The organism is Bradyrhizobium sp. sGM-13, assembly GCF_018398875.1.
Lineage (GTDB): Bacteria > Pseudomonadota > Alphaproteobacteria > Rhizobiales > Xanthobacteraceae > Bradyrhizobium.
In genome coordinates, this window is sequence record NZ_JAGWDK010000192.1 from 1 (window position 1) to 467 (window position 467).

At 54.6% G+C, this 467-nt stretch carries 1 protein-coding gene; it reads left to right on the forward strand.

Translation table 11 applies throughout. The features are described from left to right. Positions 1-4 precede the first annotated feature (4 nt). Positions 5-467, forward strand: a 463-nt coding sequence (locus KJQ96_RS38740; protein WP_309142550.1) for an NAD-dependent epimerase/dehydratase family protein, incomplete at its 3' end; no start/stop codon positions are given.

Genomic DNA, 467 nt, shown 5'->3' on the forward strand with positions numbered 1-467 from the left:
AAACATTCTTGTCGCTGGCGGAGCAGGATACATCGGGGCGCACACCTGCCTCGATCTATTCAATAAGGGCTTCACCCCAATCGTGTATGATAATCTCTCAAATGGTCATGCTGAATTCGTCAAGTGGGGTCCTCTTGAAATCGGCGACATTCGGGACCGTGGCAGGCTCGATGACGTGCTCAGGAAACACAAGCCGCTCGCCATTGTGCATTTCGCCGCATCGATCGAGGTGGGCCAGTCGGTTCTGGACCCGGCCAGCTACTACGAGAACAATGTCGTCGGCACGATAACGTTGCTTCGAGCGGCGCAAGCTGCAGGAATCGACAAGATCGTGTTCTCCTCGACATGCGCGACGTACGGCGTTCCGTCCTCAATACCGATCAATGAGGCCCACCCTCAAGCGCCGATCAATCCTTACGGCCGCAGTAAACTCATTGTCGAGCAGATATTGAAGGACTTGGATCTGT